Annotated in this window: 15 protein-coding genes and 1 pseudogene; 9 read left to right on the top strand and 7 right to left on the bottom strand. The window is 60.6% G+C overall.

Translation table 11 applies throughout. The features are described from left to right. The first annotated feature begins 81 nt into the window (after nucleotides 1–81). Nucleotides 82–1,005 (top strand): carbon-nitrogen hydrolase family protein, encoded by a 924-nt coding sequence (locus tag HGP31_RS16460; protein ID WP_020797176.1) that lies wholly within the window; start codon nucleotides 82–84, stop codon nucleotides 1,003–1,005. On the opposite strand, the gene HGP31_RS16455 is transcribed toward HGP31_RS16460, so the two are convergent. Continuing rightward, a complete protein-coding gene (locus tag HGP31_RS16455; RefSeq protein ID WP_083349177.1) occupies nucleotides 995–2,422 on the bottom strand; it encodes a nucleobase:cation symporter-2 family protein in 1,428 nt (475 codons plus the stop codon). The two genes, HGP31_RS16460 and HGP31_RS16455, sit on opposite strands and share 11 nt — an antisense overlap. A 189-nt stretch (nucleotides 2,423–2,611) precedes the next feature. Next, nucleotides 2,612–3,505, bottom strand: coding sequence for a LysR family transcriptional regulator (locus HGP31_RS16450; protein ID WP_168758227.1), 894 nt, complete (start codon nucleotides 3,503–3,505; stop codon nucleotides 2,612–2,614). A 101-nt stretch (nucleotides 3,506–3,606) separates the two neighbouring features. Between HGP31_RS16450 and HGP31_RS16445 the strand changes: the two genes are divergently transcribed. Beyond that, on the top strand, nucleotides 3,607–4,698 hold the full coding sequence (locus tag HGP31_RS16445; RefSeq protein WP_168758226.1) for a polyamine ABC transporter substrate-binding protein: 1,092 nt from the start codon (nucleotides 3,607–3,609) through the stop codon (nucleotides 4,696–4,698). A 13-nt stretch (nucleotides 4,699–4,711) separates the two neighbouring features. Further along, a complete protein-coding gene (gene speB, locus HGP31_RS16440; RefSeq protein WP_020797171.1) occupies nucleotides 4,712–5,671 on the top strand; it encodes an agmatinase in 960 nt (319 codons plus the stop codon). A 24-nt stretch (nucleotides 5,672–5,695) separates the two neighbouring features. Here speB and HGP31_RS16435 read toward each other — a convergent pair whose 3' ends face one another. Next, nucleotides 5,696–6,748, bottom strand: a complete 1,053-nt coding sequence (locus HGP31_RS16435) for an aldo/keto reductase (protein WP_168758225.1) — start codon at nucleotides 6,746–6,748, stop codon at nucleotides 5,696–5,698. 168 nt (nucleotides 6,749–6,916) lie between these two features. Here HGP31_RS16435 and zapE point away from each other — a divergent pair, with 168 nt between their 5' ends. From zapE to HGP31_RS16420, 3 genes are all read left to right on the top strand, one after another. Further along, on the top strand, nucleotides 6,917–8,035 hold the full coding sequence (gene zapE, locus HGP31_RS16430) for a cell division protein ZapE (RefSeq protein WP_168759185.1): 1,119 nt from the start codon (nucleotides 6,917–6,919) through the stop codon (nucleotides 8,033–8,035). Between the two features lie 18 nt (nucleotides 8,036–8,053). Continuing rightward, the gene (locus HGP31_RS16425; protein WP_168758224.1) at nucleotides 8,054–8,635 is read left to right on the top strand and encodes a DinB family protein; all 582 of its coding nucleotides are present in this window, start codon (nucleotides 8,054–8,056) and stop codon (nucleotides 8,633–8,635) included. Nucleotides 8,636–8,787: 152 nt separating this feature from the next. After that, nucleotides 8,788–9,279 carry a GNAT family N-acetyltransferase gene (locus tag HGP31_RS16420; RefSeq protein WP_020797166.1) on the top strand — a complete coding sequence of 164 codons (492 nt, stop codon included), beginning with the start codon at nucleotides 8,788–8,790 and terminating at the stop codon, nucleotides 9,277–9,279. Nucleotides 9,280–9,411: 132 nt separating this feature from the next. On the opposite strand, the gene HGP31_RS16415 is transcribed toward HGP31_RS16420, so the two are convergent. The 4 genes from HGP31_RS16415 to HGP31_RS16400 form a co-directional block, all read right to left on the bottom strand. Next, nucleotides 9,412–9,627, bottom strand: coding sequence for a hypothetical protein (locus HGP31_RS16415; protein WP_020797165.1), 216 nt, complete (start codon nucleotides 9,625–9,627; stop codon nucleotides 9,412–9,414). A 109-nt stretch (nucleotides 9,628–9,736) separates the two neighbouring features. Next, complete coding sequence (locus HGP31_RS16410; RefSeq protein WP_168758223.1) at nucleotides 9,737–11,977, bottom strand: TonB-dependent siderophore receptor; 2,241 nt, start codon at nucleotides 11,975–11,977, stop codon at nucleotides 9,737–9,739. A gap of 236 nt (nucleotides 11,978–12,213) precedes the next feature. Next, nucleotides 12,214–13,959 carry a phosphoethanolamine transferase CptA gene (locus HGP31_RS16405; protein ID WP_168758222.1) on the bottom strand — a complete coding sequence of 582 codons (1,746 nt, stop codon included), beginning with the start codon at nucleotides 13,957–13,959 and terminating at the stop codon, nucleotides 12,214–12,216. Between the two features lie 197 nt (nucleotides 13,960–14,156). Further along, nucleotides 14,157–14,333: a DUF6026 family protein gene (locus HGP31_RS16400; RefSeq protein WP_020797161.1), complete on the bottom strand. Its 177-nt coding sequence runs from the start codon at nucleotides 14,331–14,333 to the stop codon at nucleotides 14,157–14,159. A gap of 273 nt (nucleotides 14,334–14,606) precedes the next feature. Here HGP31_RS16400 and gnd point away from each other — a divergent pair, with 273 nt between their 5' ends. The 3 genes and pseudogenes from gnd (at nucleotide 14,607) to HGP31_RS16385 (ending at nucleotide 17,925) form a co-directional block, all read left to right on the top strand. Then, nucleotides 14,607–15,587, top strand: a complete 981-nt coding sequence (gene gnd / locus HGP31_RS16395; RefSeq protein ID WP_033044628.1) for a phosphogluconate dehydrogenase (NAD(+)-dependent, decarboxylating) — start codon at nucleotides 14,607–14,609, stop codon at nucleotides 15,585–15,587. Further along, on the top strand, nucleotides 15,584–17,107 hold the full coding sequence (gene zwf / locus HGP31_RS16390) for a glucose-6-phosphate dehydrogenase (RefSeq protein WP_168758221.1): 1,524 nt from the start codon (nucleotides 15,584–15,586) through the stop codon (nucleotides 17,105–17,107). Before gnd ends, zwf begins: the two co-directional genes overlap by 4 nt. Then, nucleotides 17,104–17,925 (top strand): annotated as a pseudogene (locus HGP31_RS16385) (HAD family hydrolase). The gene zwf and the pseudogene HGP31_RS16385 overlap by 4 nt, the downstream one beginning before the upstream one ends. The last annotated feature ends 73 nt before the right edge of the window (nucleotides 17,926–17,998 follow it).

Genomic DNA, 17,998 nt, shown 5'->3' with positions numbered 1-17,998 from the left:
ATTCAGCAGTGAACAGGGCTTTATTCATGATCCGGTAGCGCCTGAGAATGAGCAACACCCGATTCGAATGGAGTTACCGCAATGCCCAAGTCAATCGTTGCAGCACTGCAAATCGGCGCTCTACCCGGCGGCAAGGCTGAGACCCTGGAGCAGATTCTCTCGTACGAAAACGCCATCCTTGAAGCCGGTGCGGCGTTGGTGGTCATGCCCGAAGCGTTGCTGGGTGGTTACCCGAAGGGCGAGGGGTTCGGCACGCAACTGGGTTACCGACTGCCGGAAGGCCGGGAAGCATTTGCCCGATATTTCGCCAACGCCATCGATGTGCCTGGCGCGGAAACCGAAGCGCTGGCGGGGCTGTCGGCGCGCACCGGGGCCAATCTGGTCATTGGTGTGATCGAGCGCGCTGGCAGCACCTTGTACTGCACCGCGCTGTATTTCGATCCGCAGGCTGGACTGGTCGCCAAACACCGAAAGCTGATGCCCACGGGCACCGAACGGCTGATCTGGGGCAAGGGTGATGGCTCGACCTTACCGGTGATCGACAGCCAGGTAGGGCGGATCGGCGCGGTGGTGTGCTGGGAAAACATGATGCCGCTGTTGCGCACCGCGATGTACGCCAAAGGCGTGGAGGTGTGGTGCGCACCCACGGTGGACGAGCGGGAGATGTGGCAGGTGAGCATGCGCCACATCGCCCATGAAGGGCGTTGCTTCGTGGTCAGCGCCTGTCAGGTCCAGGACTCACCGCAGGCCCTGGGCGTGGAGATCCCCCACTGGCCGGCGGACCGTCCGTTGATTGCCGGCGGCAGCGTGATCGTCGGGCCGATGGGGGACATACTTGCCGGGCCGCTGAGGGGAGGGCGCGGATTACTCACCGCCCAAATCGACACCGACGACCTGATCCGCGCGCGTTATGACTACGACGTCGTCGGCCATTATGCCCGCCCTGACGTGTTCGAGTTGACCGTGGATGAGCGCGCCAAACCCGGCGTCAGGTTCAACACTTGACCGGCACCTCCGGGTTTTCCATGACCTGGAGGATCGAGGCTTCCGGATCGAAATCGTCTTCTTCCAGCTCGATGAATTCCTCGGGCAGGAAGATGTTCAGCACGATAGCGCACAACGCGCCGACGGTAATCGGCGATTCGAAGATGTTATGCAGCGCCTTGGGTAGCTCGCGCAACACTTCCGGCACGGCCGCCACACCCAGGCCCATGCCGATGGAAATCGCCACGATCAGCATGTTGCGTCGATGCAAACCGGCTTCGGCGAGGATCTTGATCCCGGCCACGGCGACGGTGCCGAACATCACCAGCTCAGCACCGCCGAGCACCGGCTTGGGCATCAGCTGCAGCACGGCGCCGATCATCGGGAACAGCCCCAGCAGCACCAACAGGCCGGCAATGAAAAACGCCACGTAGCGGCTGGCCACGCCGGTCAGCTGGATCACCCCGTTGTTCTGCGCGAAGGTCACCATCGGCATGCTGTTGAACACCGCGGCCATGGCTGAGTTGAGGCCGTCGGCGAGCAGCCCGGATTTGATTCGGCGAATGTAGACCGGGCCTTTGACCGGTTGACGGGAAATCATCGAGTTGGCGGTCAGGTCACCGGCCGCTTCCAGCGGCGACACCAGGAAAATTACCGCCACCGGGACAAACGCCACCCAGTCGAAGGCAAAGCCATACTTGAACGGTACCGGCACGCTCATCAGCGGCACGGCCGGCAAGCTGGCGAAATCGACGTGGCCCAGCATCCACGCGACTGCGTAGCCGAGGGTCAGGCCGATGACAATCGCGCCCAGGCGCAGGAACGGTACATCCACCCGGTTCAATATCACGATGGTGCCGAGCACCAGGGCTGCCAGGCCCAGGTGACTGGCCGCGCCGAGGTCGGGGGCGCCGAAGCCGCCAGCGATGTCGGTCATGGCGACCTTGATCAACGACAGGCCCATCAGGGTGATGATGGTGCCGGTCACGACCGGGGTGATCAGCATCCGCAGCTTGCCGATGAACTGGCTCAACACCACTTCGATGAAGGCGGCGAAGAAGCACACGCCGAAGATCGTCGAAAGGATTTCATCGGTGCCGCCGCCTCGGGCCTTGACCATGAAACCGGCACTGAGGATGACGCTGATGAACGAGAAACTGGTGCCTTGCAGGCACAACAGGCCCGAGCCCACCGGACCGAAGCGCCGCGCCTGGACGAAAGTGCCCAGGCCCGAGACGAACAGCGCCATGCTGATCAGGTAGGGGATTTCGCTCTGCAAGCCCAGGGCACTGCCCATGATCAGTGTCGGGGTAATGATCCCGACGAAGCTGGCGAGCACGTGCTGCAGCGCGGCGAACACCGTGGCGGTGAGGTGCGGGCGGTCGTCGAGGCCGTAGAGCAGGTCACTGTGGCGCGGGGTTTTTTCAGGGGAAGTCATGGTGGTTTATGTGCCGGGAGGCGGGGCCGGGTCAGAAAATGGAGGCGCAGGATGCCAGAAAGACTTTGAAACAGAAACTCGGGATTGTCCCAATCCCGTAGTGAGGGCATTCATCTGTGGTGGGTGGATTTATCTGTGGCGAGGGGATTTATCCCCTCGCCACGGATACATACCCAAGGCACAGAGTGTTCAGGCAAACGCCGCGAGCAGGTCCTCTTCAAACGCCTTCTGCGCATCCCCCGGTACCTGCGCGCGATGGCGAGCAAGGTGAAACGCCACCTCGAAACTCAAGTCGTCGCGACGTACTGGCCGCAGCAAACCCTTGTCCTCCCAACTGCGGGCGAAATGACTGGGCAGATATCCCACATGCTTGCCAGACAGGATAAAGGCGAGGGTGCCTTCGACCTGCTCGGAGCGCGCCGAGCAGACCTTGCCTTGAAAGGGTTCGTCGCTGCGCAGGAAGCGGTAGGGGTGATCGACCCGGTCGCATGCCTGGAGCGCCTGGTCATCCGGCGCCTCGTCGGTGAACAAGGGATGGCCAACGGCGCAATACAGGTGCTGGGTTTCGGTAAACAGCTCGCGGTAGTCAAACGCGTTCTGGATCTGCGAGAAATAGCCGATGGCCAGGTCCAGCCGCTGCTGCAACAGCAAGCGCTCCATGTCGCCGGGCATGGCGCTCATCAACTCGATGCGCACCGATTCGTCACGCTCGCGAAAGCGCCGGATCGCTTCGGCCACCCGCTGCAGCACCGATTGGTCGAGCGCTTCGGACAAGCCCAGGCGCACCTCGCCGATCAAGCGCCCGGCCACGCCGTTGGACTGGTGACGAAACGCCTCGATGGACTGGAACAGGCTGCGCGTCGCACTAAGCAATTGTTCGCCTTTGGGCGTGATCCGAAAGCCACCCTTGCCACGGCTGCACAAGCGATAGCCGAGACGGGTCTCCAGCCGGGCCATTTGCTGGCTGATGCTCGACTGGCTCAGGCCCAGTTCACCCTGGGCTGCGCTGAAGCCACCGCACTCGACGACGCTGACAAACAGGCGCAGCAATTGAAGGTCCAGGTCATGCAGTTGACCGAGCATCAAGCATTACTCCGGGATAATGTCAGGTTAACAATCTTTATATTTTACCAATGTAATCGACGGCGCATCCTGCATCCACTTCCCCCGGTCAGGTGTTGGTCATGAATTGCCTATTCAAGCTGTGTGTTCCCGCGCTGTTCCTTGCCATGGCCACCGCGGCTCAGGCCGAGGACAAAGTCGTCAATCTGTACAGTTGGGCCGATTACGTCGCGCCCGAAACCCTGCAGCGCTTTGAACAGGAAACCGGTATTCACGTGCGCTACGACACGTTTGACGCGCCGGAAGTGCTGGAAACCAAATTGCTCACCGGCGGCAGTGGCTATGACGTGGTGGTGCCGTCGTCCAGTGTCCTGGCCCGTGGCCTGGCGGCCGGTGCGTTGCAAGCCATCGCCCACGAAGGCTTGAAGGGCTACGCCAATCTTGATCCGGACTTGCTGGAGAAACTCGCTGCGGTTGATCCCGGCAATCAATTCGGCGTGCCTTACACTTGGGGCACCCTGGGGTTGGGGATGAATATCGAGGCGCTGCACAAACGCCTGCCGAACGTGCCGCTCAACAGCCTGGACCTGCTGTTCAAACCCGAGTACGCCAGCAAGCTCAAGGACTGCGGCATTGCGATCATCGACTCGCCGCAGGAAGTGATCGGCCTGGCATTGCATTACCTGGGCAAGGACCCCTACAGCACCGACAAGAAAGATCTCGACGCGGCGCAAGCGCTGCTGCATCAACTACAGCCTTCGGTGCTGTATGTCGCAAGCGGCCGGCAGATCAACGACCTGGCCAACGGCAGCGTCTGCCTGGCCCTGGCTTACAACGGTGATGCCAGCATGGCTGCCGATCAGGCGCGCAAAGCCAACAAGCCCTATGAAATCGCCTATCGGATTCCCAAGGAAGGCACCCTGGTTTGGCAGGACAACCTGGCGATCCCCAAGGATGCGCCACACCCGGAAGCCGCGCGCCAATTCATCGAATTCATGTTGCGCCCCGAGTCCGTCGCCGCGCTTACCAACACACTGTTCTTCGCCACCGCCAACCAGGCCGCGACGCCGCTGGTCGACGAGGCGGTGCGCAGCGACCCGGACATATTTCCACCCGCCGACATCCGTCAGCGCCTGTACGCCGACCGCAGCATGAGCCTCAAGGACATGCGCCAGCGTACCCGCGTGTGGACCACTTTCCGTAGCCGCCAATAACAAGGATCCTTCAATGGACGTCCCCCTGCAGAACGACCAGGCCATCACCCGTGACAGCCTTTATGGAACCGCCGCCGAAAGCACCTATGCCGGCATCACAAGTTTCATGCGTCGACGCTACAGCCGCGACTTGCGCGGCGTCGACGTCGCGGTCAGCGGCGTGCCGTTCGACACCGCGACCAGCAACCGCCCCGGCGCCCGCTTCGGACCCCGGGGAATCCGTGCCGCGTCCACCGGGATCGCCTGGGAGCGCCACTGGCCGTGGACCTTCGACCCATTCGATCATCTGGCGGTGGTCGACTTCGGTGACTGCGACTTCGACTACGGTTCGCCGCAGTCGACTCCCGAACGTATCGAAGCCCATGCCGGGCACATCCTCGATGCGGGCAGTGCCATGCTGACCTTCGGCGGCGACCATTTCATCACCTATCCGCTGCTCAAGGCCCATGCGCGCAAGCATGGTGCGCTGTCGCTGATTCACTTCGACGCTCACAGCGATACCTGGCCGGACGAAGAGGGCAAGCGCATCGACCACGGCACCATGTTCTGGCATGCGGCCAAGGAAGGACTGGTCGATCCGTCACGTTCGGTGCAGATCGGTTTACGCACCACCAACGATGATCACCAGGGCTTCGCGGTGCTGGACGCGCGGCAGGTGCACCGGCGTGGCGTCGATGCGATCGTCGAGGCCATTCGTGCAAGGGTCGGCGACAACCCGGTGTACCTGACGTTCGACATCGATTGTCTCGACCCGGCGTTCGCACCGGGCACCGGCACCCCGGTGTGTGGCGGCTTGAGTACCGTGCAGGCGCTGGAAATCCTCGGCGGCTTGCGCGGGATCAACCTGGTGGGCATGGATGTGGTGGAGGTGGCGCCGGCCTACGACAATGCGGACATCACTTCATTGGCGGCGGCGACGCTGGCGATGGAGATGCTGTGCCTGTATGCGGCGAAACATAAGCTCGATCTGTAACACACGCTCCTACAGGGGGCGGTGTCAGGCCACCGGAATTTTCGGTAGATCCAGGGTTACACCCCCGCTGAACCGCGCGAACGACCCGGCTATGGATTCGTGCGGCACGCCCTTGGGCACATCACTGACCCCGTCGAGCCGCGCCAGATGCTCTTCGTCCAGTTCTACGTTCAACGCCCCCAGGGTTGCATCCAGTTGTTCACGGGTGCGCGAGCCCAGGATCGGAATCAGCGTGGTGGTCGAGCGCCTGGCTTGTTCGCGCAACCAGGCAATGGCCACGTGGGTGGGGCTCGCGCCCAGCTCCGTGGCGACGGCCAGCAGGGTATCGAGCAGGGCGGTCTCGCGGGCGCTTTTCTCGGCGTGAACCAACATCCCCAGTTTGCTGGCGCGGTTGTCGCCATCGCCAGTGCGGTATTTGCCGGTGAGAAAACCTCCTCCCAGCGGTGACCACAGGGTCGCGGCCAGGCCCAGGGCTTCAGCCATGGGCAGTTGTTCGCGTTCGGCGCTGCGTTCGGCCAGGCTGTACTCGACCTGGATCGCAGCAATCGGCGCAAAACCGCGCACTTCGGCCAACAGGTCGGCGCGGGCGATGCGCCACGCCGGAAAGTTCGACAGCCCGGCGTAATGGATCTTGCCGGCGCGCACCAGGTCGTCGAAACCGCGCAGGATCTCTTCCATCGGCGTCACGCCGTCGCTCATGTGTGCCCAGAACAGGTCCAGGTGATCGGTTTTCAGCCGCTTCAAGCTCTCTTCAACGGCGCGAACCATATTCTTGCGGTTATTACCGGTGTGGGAAATGCCGGCGTCCGGCGTCGTGCCCAGCGTGTATTTACTGGCGATGACCAGATGGTTGCGTTCGACTGCAATGAATTCGCTGAGCATGGCTTCCGACTGGCCCGCTTGGTAGCCGTTGGCGGTGTCGATGAAATTACCGCCCGCGGCGAGGTAACCATCAAAGATCCGCTTGGCTTCTTCGCGCTCGGCACCATGACCCCAGCCGGTGCCAAAGTTGCCGGCACCCAACGCCAGTTCGGAAACCCGCAAGCCGGTTTTACGGCCGAAAACTTTGTAATGCATGGGGGAGACTCCTGAGGGACCGTTCGAATAATTTATATGTTATGTGTCATCTATTGAATATGATGCCAATCATATTTTCCGTCAAGGCGTATTTTCCTTTAGCGAAAAGCACACAAACGGCGTGAGATTTCACAGATGACGCTGTCGACGGGTGGCATACTGCCGCGCATGAATGTCGACTCTCCCCTCAGTGCCTGGCAGCACGCGATCGAACAGAAGGGTTTCGTCCAGGACGAAGCTCAGGAACATGCCGTCTGGGCTCTGCAAAAGTGCCATGAAGCGCTTCATGAAGGCCGCAGGCCGATGATGGGCGTGTACCTCTGGGGTCCGGTCGGGCGTGGCAAGACCTGGTTGATGGACCAGTTCTACCAGAACCTGCGGGTGCCGGCCCGGCGTCAGCATTTCCACCATTTCATGGGTTGGGTGCACCAGCGTTCATTCCAGCTGACCGGTACCGCCGACCCATTGAAGGCCTTGGCCCGCGAACTCAGCGAAGAAGTGCGGGTACTGTGCTTTGACGAATTGTTCGTCAATGACATCGGCGACGCGATCATCCTCGGGCGCCTGTTCCAGGTGATGTTTGAACAGGGCGTGGTGGTGGTCTGCACCTCCAACCTGCCACCGGACCAGTTGTACGCCGACGGTTTCAACCGCGATCGCTTCACGCCGGCCATCGCCGCGATCAAGCAGCACATGCAAGTGATCGCGGTGGACGGCGGCGAAGACCATCGCCTGCATCCGGGGCAGGGCTTGCAACGTTACTGGGTGGCGGCGCCCGGACAGCCCAGTGCACTGGCAGACGTATTCAAGGTACTGACCCTGGGCCAAGCGGTTTCCAGCGCGCCGATCAAGGTCGGCTACCGTTCGCTGGAAGTGGTGCAGGCCAGCCAGAGCGTGCTTTGGTGCCGTTATGCCGACCTCTGCGAGCAGCCCTTTGCCGCGATGGATTTCATGACCCTGTGCGACACCTTCAGCGCTATTCTTCTAGGTGACGTGCCCAACCTCAGCGCGCAGAAACGCGCCGGGCGCATTGCCCGGGGCACTGAGGACGGGGTCGAGCGCGTGGTGGCAGGCGACCGAGAATTGCCGCAGTTGTCGGTGCACGATGATGGCGTACGGCGTTTCATCGCGCTGGTGGACGAGTGTTACGACCGTAAAGTGCCGCTGTACCTCGAAGCCCAGGTGCCCATGGACGCGCTTTACACTGAGGGCTACCTGGAATTTCCGTTCCGCCGCAGCCTCAGTCGCCTGCAGGAAATGCAGCTGCAACGTTTTGCCGAGGCGTGAATTCCAGGAGGCGTGAACATGAATCAACCTCTGTCACACCATTTGTTGACCATGGCCTATCAGAATGCCTGGGCCAATCACCGGTTGGCCAAGGCCTGGTGTCAGTTGAGCCAGGAGGCGTTGGCGGCCCCCCGGGTCAGCTTCTTTCCCAGTATCATCGCAACCCTCAACCACATCCTGACCTGCGACTGGTTTTACGTGGATGCCCTTGAGCGCGAGTTGCGCGGTGACGACCCTCATCCTGATTGCTACGTGTTCTTCAAGGACGACGAGCCGTTTACCCAGGCCGTCGACCTCAAGCGCGAACAGGCGCAGGTCGACCGGCGATTGATCGCCTACTGCGAACAAATGCGCGACGTCGACCTCGGCAAGATCGTGACCATTGCCCGGGATACACCGCAATACGACAGCCGCCTGCGCCTGCTGTCGCATCTTTTCGAGCATCAGATTCATCATCGCGGGCAGGTGCACGCGATGCTCAGTGGGACTTCGATGAAGCCGCCGCAGCTGGACGAGTTTTTCTGTGCCGGCGAGTCGCACCTGCGGGCTGAGGATTTTGCCGAGCTGGGATGGACCGAAGCGTTGATCTGGGGGCATTGAGATAAAAGATCGCAGCCTGCGGCAGCTCCTACACCGAACTCTGAGCTGCCGCAGGCTGCGATCTTTTGATCTTGCAACACACATGACGCTCAGGATAGGGTCGTAGTCCGATGCTGACGTATCGGGACTACTTTATGTGATCGAGGATGGAAATGGATTCCGCAGAAATTCTTGTGCTTCAAGCCAGCTATACCAATCCGGTACATGCCGAGGCGATCTGCCTGGTATTGAACAGTTACGCCGAAGATCCAATGGGGGGTGGTCATTCTCTTCCTGCCACAGTGCTGGAGCATCTGCCGGCTGAATTGGCCAAGCGCCCCCATGCGTTCAGCGTGCTGGCCTTCGTGGGCGGCGAACCGGCCGGGTTGATCAATTGCTTTGAAGGGTTTTCGACCTTTGCCTGTCGGCCATTGGTCAACGTGCACGACGTGGCGGTGGTGCCGAAGTTTCGCGGCTTGGGTCTGAGCCAGCGGATGCTGCACAAGGTCGAGGACATCGCTCGCCAGCGCGGCTGCTGCAAGATCACCCTTGAGGTGCTGGAAGGCAATGGGCCGGCGCAGGCGTCCTACACCAGGTTCGGCTTTGCCCCGGGAGAGTTCGATCCGGCGCACGGGCGCATGATGTTCTGGATCAAGCCGCTTTAATCCCCCTGTGTAGGAGCGAGCATGCTCGCGATGGACTCAAGGACAACGAGGGGTATCTGGTGCCCCGCGTCATCGTTGACCACCATCGCGAGCATGCTCGCTCCTACAGAAAGACAGACAGTCAGAGGTCAATCATTTCGGCCTATAGGACTCGGTCATTTGCGCGGTTTGATCGTCCGGCACTCGCAGTTCCTTCGCCTGGCCTGGCGTGATGTTGCCCAGCGCCACCTGCTGGTTGTAGTGCAAGGTCTCGTAGTAGTAGCGCATGCGTTCGGCGCCGCCTTCGGCAAAGGCGCTGGCGGAGCCTAACGTCATCAGGACTGCGAGGATCAACGTGGATCTTTTCATGGTGTGCCTCCCACTTACAGATGTCGGATGCTTTTCGTCCATGAGTCAATGAATCAAAGTCGAACGCTCATTATCCGCCGATTCCGTTAAATGGGAATTAACATCGCCTCTAGAGTGTCCAGTCCAGTCTCAGGGTCACCGTGCGCGGATCGCCCCAATACACACCGTTATAGAACCCGACGTTATCGTAGTACTTCTTGTCGAACAGGTTGTTGACGTTCAACGAGGCTGACAGGTGCCGGTCGAATGCGTAGCGCGACATCAGGTTGACCACGGTGTAGGCCTGCTGGCGGATGTCCGTGCGCGCAGTGACCAGGCTGCCATCGGCGCCGCGCCCGACCGGGCGACTGGCGTTGCGATACACGTCGCTCTGCCAGTTCACTGCAGCACCCACGGTCAACGGCTGCCACTCGCCGGGCAAGTGATAAGCCGTGGAGAAGCGCAGCATGTTCAACGGTTGGTTGGTGTTGTTACGTTCCTTTTCACCGTTGACCGAGTGGGTGTAGGTGTAACCGGCGGTCATGTTCCAGCCCTGCATGACTTCGCCTGACGCCTCGGCTTCAAAACCCTGGACTTTGTTGCCCTTGCCGCCGGACTTGAAGAACTCTTCGCCGGTGACCGGGTCCGGCGGAACGGAATCGTCAAGTTCCGCGACGTTGTCCTGCTTGCTCCAGAACAACGCGGTGGCGAGGTTCAATCGCTCTTCGAGCAGGCTGCCCTTGAGACCCAGTTCATAGTTACTGCCGACCACAGGTTCAAGGTACTTGCGATTGCTGTCGCGGTTGGACTGTGGTTTGAAAATATCGGTGTAGCTGACGTATGCGGTGTACTGCGGGGTGAGGTCGTAGAGCAACCCGGCGTACGGCGTCCACATATCATTGTGCTGTTGGCTGCTGTGGTCGATTCTGGTCAGTTGCAGGTTGGCGTCATAGGCGTTGGTGGTGCTTGAGGCCTTCCAGCTGCCGTAGCGGCTGCCGAGTACCGCGTGCAGTTCATCGGTGAGGCTCAGGCGCGTGGCCAGGTAGCCGGCCTTTTGCCGAGTGTTGTCTTTGGCCCCGGAAAGGCCGGTTACGGTGTCGGGAAACTTGCCGATGTTGCCCATGTACTTCCAGTCGGGGACGTTTTCGTAATCCGCGGCCCGTGGGCCGTCTTGCGTGAAAGGACTTTCTTCGCTGCGTTCGGCCTCGCCATAGCCGACCATCATTTCGTGGTCGCGTCCCAGCAGTGTGTAGGGGCCGGACACGTTGAAGTCATAGGCTTTCATTTTTTGCGTGCCGATCATGTGACTGACGTTGGCGACCATGCCGCTGCGGTCCGCCTCGGGAAAGCCGCCACCGGCATAGTAGATCTTGCCGTCGGTGTCACTTTCACGGTGGGTGTAGGCGGCCTTGATTTGCCACCCGCCACCGAGCTGGTGATCGAGGTTGGCGAACGCAGTCTTGTCCTTGAGCGGCCAGGAACTCCAGGACGTGGCCATGTTGGTCGAGCGCCCAAGGTTGGCCTTGCTGCCGTCAGCGTTCCAGTACGGCACCGTGCCCCAGGACGTACCTTGCACGTGCTTGTCCTGATAGTCGTAACCCACCGCCAGCAGGGTGTCGTCGGTCAGGTCGGCCTCGAGCACCCCGTAGCCGACTTCCCGTTGCTGCTGGTATTTGTCCCGGTACGAATCGCTGTCGCGATAGGCCACCACTCCACGACCGCGCAGTCGCCCGTCGAAAGCCAGCGGACCGCCGACGTCCAGGTAGCTGTAGTAGTCGTCATAGCTGCCGCCACTGACGCCGGTCTTGGCCTCCCACTGCGAAGTCGGTCGCTTGCGCACCATGTTGATGGTGGCCGAAGGGTCGCCTGCGCCGGTGGTCAAGCCCGTTGCACCGCGTACCACTTCGATGCGGTCGTAGATGATGGTGTCGGAATCGGACTTCATGTAGCTAAAGGTATTCAGCATGCCATCGACCTGGAAATTGTTGATCGTGTAGCCACGCGAGGAATAGCTGACACGGTCCGAGTCGTTGTGCTGGACCACCACGCCTGTGGTCTGGCTCATGGCTTCGGACAGGCTACCGAGTTTGAAATCGTCCATTTGCTGGCGCGTGACCACGGAAACCGATTGCGGCGTGTCCTTGATCGACAGGTTCAGGCGGGTGGCCGTGCTCATGGCACCGGTGGTGTACGACTCGGTGTTTTCAGTAGTGCTGCCCAGGTTCTGGGCGGTGACGTTGGTGGCACCGAGCATGAGGATGGACGCCAGCGGGGCGGGCTCGGTCTCGGATTCAGCCAGTAGATCCGGGCTCAGTGCGGCGCCGCACAGGCCAAGGGTAAAAGTCATGGAACGGGTGATAGGCGCGAACATCGCGGCCGACTCCTTGTCGTCGAGGGAAAATTCCGTTTATGCAAAGACGAAGGAGGGGGGAGGGATTTAGGGGTAAACGAGAATAATTATTATTATGACGTTGCTTCCTACAACACGAAACAACTGTGGGAGCGAGCCTGCTCGCGATGGCGATGGATCAATCAACATCAATGTTGACTGTGCCGACGTCATCGCGAGCAGGCTCGCTCCCACAGGTTTGAATGGTGTTGAAAGGACTACTTTTGCACGACTTCAGGCAAGACTGGCGCAGCTTTTGGCTTGATCAGGCTGAAATCGATCAAGGGCCGCTGTTGCCGCTCATAAGGGTTGCCGATCAGCAATGGGCGCGCCTTGAAGCTGTCGCTGACCACGCTCTTGCTGCGATCGAGTTCATCGAAACTCAACCCCGCCAGGTCTGCCCAGGTATGGATCAGGTGCGAACTGCTGTACGGGCGCCCCAGGTCGCCGGCAAAGTTCCAGTCGTGGGTTTCGCGCCACTTTGGCGAGGCCCAGGCCATGAACGGGATGGTATACATCGGCGCCGTCGGCTTGCTCTCGTTGCGCCCGAGGGTGCCATGGCCAGGGGAGTCGAACACGTCTTCGCCGTGGTCGGAGAGGTAGAACAGGAAGCCATTCGGATCAGACTTGGCGAAGTCCTTGATCAGGCTCGACACCACGAAGTCGTTGTACAGCACGGCGTTGTCGTAGCTGTTATAGGTGGGCAGTTGATCGTCCCTTACGCCGGCCGGAACACCGTTGCGATCCTTGAACTTGTCGAAGGTCGCAGGGTAGCGGTACTGATAGCTCATGTGCGTGCCAAGCAAATGCACCACGATCAGCTTGCGCGGTGCCGCGTCGGCCAGGGCCTTGTTGAACGGCTCGATCACATCGCCATCGTACTGGGCGGCATTCTGGTTGCGATTGTTGTTCAGGTACACCTGTTCGTCGGCCTGCTCGGAAAAGGTCGTGAGCATGGTGTTGCGCTTGGTCATGGTCTGCTGGTTGGTGATCCAGAACGTCTTGTAGCCAGCCTGTTTCATCATGGCGACCAATGAAGGCGTGGACAGGTACAGCTCAGGGTTTTCTTCGTCGGCGAAAGTCAGAACCTGTTGCAATGCCTCGATGGTGTAGGGGCGCGGCGTGATGACGTTATCGAAGACCGCCAGTTGGTCCTTGAGCTTGTCCAGTTCCGGGGTGGTTTGCCGAGGATAGCCGTACAGGCTCATGCGCTGTCGGTTGGTGGATTCGCCGATCACCAACACGAGGGTGGCGGGCTGGTTGGCCGTCGAATCCTTGAAGTTGTGCAGTGGTGCGGCCTTGCTCGCGCTGTGCAGCATCTGCTGCATGTTGGCCAGGGTATCGAGGTAGCGGTGATAGGCCACGGCCATCTGCCACGGCACAGCCGGCTCGATGCGTGTTTCGAATTTCTCGAAGCCCTCGGCGAAGCTGCCGGTACGCAGGGTTTGTTTGACCAGCGGATAACCGACCACGCCGACCAGTATGGCGGCGGCCACCGCCAGGGCCTTGGCGCGAGGCAGGTACACCGGGCGCAGGCGTGTCCACAGGAAATAGCCGACCGCGGTGTGCGCGAGGAAGGCCGGAACCATCCACCAGGCAAAATACTGGGTCATGTATTCGCCAGCTTCGGACACGTTCGACTCGAACATGATGAAGATGACGCTCTGGGAGAATTCCTGCTGATAAATGAAGAAGTAACCGAGGCTGGCCATCGAGCACGCCCACAGCACCACGCCGATGACCGCGGCCATCACTCGGGTTTGCCTTGGGAACAACAGCATCGGTGCCAACCAGATGGCACTCATCACGAACGCCTGGCGAAACCCGGTGAAACCGGAGGTGCCGGTCAGCTGGATCAACAGTTGGGTGATGCCGGAAAAATACCAGAAGAACAGGAACAGCCAGAGAAACCCTGCCCAATCGAAACCTTCCGCAGACGAATCGCTGCGTTTAAACCAAGTCATTCAACGCTCCAGCCAGTAGTCACTCGTACCGCCAGGCCACGCAAGCGCCGAAAACGGCGGCCGCGCACAGTCCAGGCGGCGCACAATGCGCCGAAGTATCAACAGGCGAATGTGAAAATTTCGTGAGTGATCGCAGGCAAAAGGGGATACGGCGCGCCGGAAGCAGTGCAGTACTACTTCCGACAAAGGCGAGGAGATCAGGCGTGCGGTGCCCGCTGGGGCAATGGCAAGGGCTGTTGGCCCTGGATCAGCAAGCGCAATTGCGCCAGCTCCTGTTTCAACTGGTCACGCTCGTCTTTCAACTGGCGCAATTCATCGCGACGGATAGTGACGTAAAGGGTTTGTGCTGGCAGTGCGGTGTGTACTGTGCCCATTGCTCACCTCGCAAATGGCGTGTCTCAACTGTAGGTTGGCCGCCGAAATCGGTGGCTCATCTACTATCGGCGCCAATTTTGATTTCTTTTGCCCCCGAAGGGAACTTTTTTATTTTTCATGGTCGTTGTGTCTTCGGCACGATTCCCGACGTTATCCATCAGGATCGGGCACAATGCCCGGAAACTTCATGCCAACGCTCTGGACTAACCTCATGAGTCGCGTTGGGCTATAACCTTTGACACACTTTTATTTGTAGTAGGGAGCATCAGCACATGCAACTCGGGATTATTGGACTGGGCCGCATGGGCGGCAATATTGCGCGGCGCCTGATGCTCAACGGACATACCACCGTTGTGTACGACCGCAATACCGCCTTCGTCGATACCTTGAGCAGCGAAGGCGCCACCGGCGTCGCCGATTTGCCGGCCCTGGTCGCTGGCCTGGCCAAACCACGAGCGGTGTGGGTCATGTTGCCGGCAGGCGCACCGACCGAAGACACCATCGACACCCTGAGCACCTTGCTCGAAGCCGGCGATACCATCATCGACGGTGGCAACACCTTCTATAAGGACGACATCCGCCGGGCCAAGACCCTTTCGGAAAAAGGCCTGCACTATATCGACGTCGGCACCTCCGGCGGTGTCTGGGGCCTGGAGCGCGGCTATTGCATGATGATCGGCGGCGATACCGAGACCGTTAAGCGTCTTGACCCGCTGTTCGACAGCCTCGCGCCAGGCATGGGCGATATCCCGCGCACCAAGGACCGCAAATCCGATGACGATCGCGCCGAGCGCGGTTACATCCACGCCGGTCCCGCCGGTGCCGGGCATTTCGTCAAGATGATCCACAACGGCATCGAATACGGCATGATGCAGGCCTTCGCCGAAGGTTTCGACATCCTCAAGACCAAGTCCAGCACCAAGCTGCCGGAAGACCAGCGTTTTGACCTGAACGTCGCCGACATCGCCGAAGTCTGGCGTCGGGGCAGCGTCGTGTCGTCCTGGCTGCTGGACTTGACGGCCGACGCACTGGCAAGCGATCCGAAACTCGACGGCTTCTCGGGTTCCGTGGCTGACAGCGGCGAAGGTCAATGGACCATCGAGGCCGCCATGGAGCAGGCCGTACCTGTACCGGTGCTGTCGAACTCGTTGTTCGCCCGTTACCGTTCCCGTGGCCAGGGCACTTTTGGCGACAAGATTCTCTCGGCCCAGCGCTTCGGCTTCGGCGGCCACGTGGAGACCGCGAAAAAATGACCCATGGGATCCGCAGGAAATCCAAGACTGAACCCGCGCCACCCACCACGCTGTTCCTGTTCGGCGCCCACGGTGATCTGGTCAAGCGCCTGCTGATGCCGGCGCTGTACAACCTCAAGCGCGACGGTTTACTCGGGGATGGCTTGCGGATCGTCGGCGTTGACCATAACGCCATCAGCGATGAAGGCTTCGCGCAAAAGCTCGAGGACTTCATTCGCAATGAGGTGGCCGGCAAAATCGGCAAGGGCGATCAGGCCCTTGACCCGGCTGTGTGGGCCAACCTCGCCAAAGGCATCAGCTACGTCCAGGGCGATTTCCTGGACGACGGCACTTATCAAGCGCTGGCGGCAAAAATCGCCGCCAGCGGCACTGGCAACGCGGTGTTCTACCTGGCCACCGCGCCACGCTTTTTCAGTGAAGTGGTGCGCCGTCTCGGCGCGTCCGGCTTGCTGCAGGAAAGCCCCGAGGTGTTTCGCAGAGTGGTGATCGAAAAGCCTTTCGGTTCCGACCTGCAGACCGCCGAGGCCCTGAACGCCTGCCTGCTCAAGGTCATGACGGAAAAGCAGATCTACCGTATCGATCATTACCTGGGCAAGGAGACCGTGCAGAACATCCTGGTCAGCCGGTTCTCCAACAGCCTGTTCGAAGCGTTCTGGAACAACCATTACATCGACCACGTGCAAATCACCGCCGCCGAAACCGTCGGCGTCGAAACCCGTGGCAGTTTCTACGAAAACACTGGCGCCCTGCGGGACATGGTGCCCAATCACCTGTTCCAGTTGTTGGCGATGGTGGCCATGGAGCCACCGGCCGCGTTCGGCGCCGATGCGGTTCGCGGTGAGAAAGCCAAGGTGGTCGGCGCGATTCGTCCCTGGTCGGTGGAGGAGGCCCGGGCCAATTCGGTGCGTGGCCAGTACACCGCTGGCGAAGTCGATGGTCAGCGACTGCGCGGTTATCGCCAGGAAGACAAGGTAGCGCCCGACAGCAACATCGAAACCTATGTCGCCCTCAAAGTCATGATCGATAACTGGCGCTGGGTTGGCGTGCCTTTCTACCTGCGTACCGGCAAGCGCATGAGCGTGCGCGACACCGAAATCGTCATCTGCTTCAAACCTGCGCCTTATGCGCAGTTCCGCGATACCGAAGTCGATGAGCTGGCACCCACCTACCTGCGCATCCAGATTCAACCCAACGAAGGCATGTGGTTCGACCTGCTGGCCAAGCGCCCCGGCCAGACCCTGAAGATGGACAACATCGAACTGGGGTTTGCCTACAAGGATTTCTTCGAAATGCAGCCGTCCACCGGCTACGAAACCTTGATCTACGATTGCCTCACCGGCGATCAGACCCTGTTCCAGCGTGCCGACAACATCGAGAACGGCTGGCGTGCGGTGCAGCCTTTCCTGGACGCCTGGCAGCAGGATGCCAGCGTGCAGGGCTACGCTGCAGGCGAAAACGGACCGCAAGCCGCCGAAGAACTGCTGGCTCGCGATGGTCGCGTCTGGCACGGCCTCGGATGAGTGACGAGTCGCAACAACCCATCCGCTTGCTGCTCAGTGACATGGACGGCACGTTATTGTTGCCCGATCACAGCCTCAGCCAACGCACCATCGACGCGGTCCGTTCGTTGCGTGAAGCCGGAGTGTCGTTCAGCCTGGCCACGGGGCGTCCACCCAGGGCCATGCTGCAAACGATCGAGGCCTTGGGCGTTGACCTGCCCACGGCAGCCTTCAACGGCGGCACCGTCGTTCATCCCGATGGCAGTTTGCTCGTCGCGCATTATTTACCGGCCGCGGCGGCATTGATGACCCTGGCGCTGTTCGCCGATCAACCGGAGATCGAAGTCTGGGTGTTCAGTTGCGGCGACTGGCTGGTGAAAGACGCGACCGGCCCCTTGGTGCCGCGCGAACAACACGGGCTGGGATATCCGCCAGTGGTGGTCGAAAGCTACGAACCGTACCTGGCCCGCATCGACAAGATCGTCGCCGCCAGCAGCAACACGCAGTTGCTGGTTGAGCTGGAGGCCCGGTTGCTGGCGAAAGTTGAAGGCCAGGCCCAAGTCTCGCGTTCATAGCCGGTGTATCTGGACGTGACTGCGATGCAGGCCAACAAGGGGCAGGCGTTGGCGACGCTGGCCGAGTTTCTCGGTCTGCCGCTGGAGCAGACAGCGGCCATGGGCGATGGCGGCAATGACCCGGCGATGTTTCATGTGGCCGGGTTGTCGATCGCCATGGGCCAGGCGGAGGACGAAGTCAAACGTCAGGCCGATGTGGTAACGGGGGCCAACACCGAGGACGGGGCGGCCCAGGCCATCGAGCGCTACATCCTCCCTCGATAGCCACACAATCCAAATGTGGGAGCGGGCTTGCTCGAGAAGGCGGTGTGTCATTCAACAATAATGTTGCCTGGCA

The organism is Pseudomonas umsongensis, assembly GCF_012647205.1.
Taxonomy (GTDB): Bacteria; Pseudomonadota; Gammaproteobacteria; order Pseudomonadales; family Pseudomonadaceae; genus Aquipseudomonas; species Aquipseudomonas umsongensis.
This window is presented reverse-complemented; position numbering and strand designations above follow the sequence as displayed.